Raw genomic sequence first — 1112 nt, forward strand, 5'->3', positions numbered from 1 at the left:
ACGTCCTGTTCCTGTTACAGGCTACTGGCAGGATCATTTCAATGCATATCGAAAATATCTGACGCAAACCATCGAGACACTCGGGATAACTAGTTTTAAAGTGAAATTGGAAAATGATGGTTTTATGCTCTGTGTCATCTCACATCCTCGGATCAAGTCCCAAAAAGGTCAGGTGAATCTTGCTGAAGTCGTGGAGCATTTGGAGTTACAGCCCATGTCTGCTGATTTTGTCACGAATTACCTTAAAGAGACTGTACAGATTTATAAAAACTGGCCAAGGCATTTCACTAAAAATCATCTCGCCCTGAGTGGTGACATTCACAATACGCTATATACCCATGATAAGCAGAGCATGGGATTCAGTCACATTTCTGGATTAAGCCCTTATCTCTACAAACACGACATTCAGCAACAAGTTAAAAGCTTGCTCAACAAACTAGAAATCGCAAAGCTTGAAGTGCTTTAAAGGACCATCTTGTGCTTGATACATCACTTGTTACGCAATTAGAAAATGCCATTAAAAGAGAAATCGGTGACATTTTTAAGGAAATTTCTCAGCTGATCACTGCTACATACACAGATGTAAATTCTGACCTTGCTCAAATTGATTTTAAGTGGCTTGATCAGCAAATTCTGGACAAGTTTACTCTCTATAGAGCAGTTTTAGAGCAGCTCTGCCAAATATCCAAATTTAAGGGCAATGCTGCAGATTACCTTCAATTCTGTTTTAAACAAGTGAAACGGATTTGTAACGAGAAAAACCAGCAGTGGCAAAAGGATTACCCTTCCTATGCCGAGAGCTATGAGATTAAGTTGCCCGATTGGATAGTCTACACACCTAAACGTCTAGACAACGTTTTTTCAGGACGAAAGTTACAGCAGGGTACTATGCTCGTCGAGGTAAAAGAAAAACTGTATGTGAATTGGGCGGATTATCTCAAACAACAAACTCAAGGTATCCTCTTAGACTCTACGGCTAAAGAGCAACAAAAATTAGTGAATACCTTGTTTGAATGTCTGTGTATTTCATTAATTTTTGATCAGGGATGCATGCAACCTGAACGACTGATAGCCATTCATGATGCGATTTTTCATATGAACCTGGATAGTGG

General features: G+C 39.5%; 2 pseudogenes. Both read left to right on the top strand.

What is annotated here, in order from left to right:
- Positions 1–466: pseudogene (locus FTV31_RS17060) on the top strand (hypothetical protein); the annotation flags it as partial.
- An 11-nt stretch (positions 467–477) separates the two neighbouring features.
- Positions 478–1112 (top strand): annotated as a pseudogene (locus tag FTV31_RS17065) (hypothetical protein); the annotation flags it as partial.

The organism is Acinetobacter sp. YH16031 (genome assembly GCF_013417335.1).
Lineage (GTDB): Bacteria > Pseudomonadota > Gammaproteobacteria > Pseudomonadales > Moraxellaceae > Acinetobacter.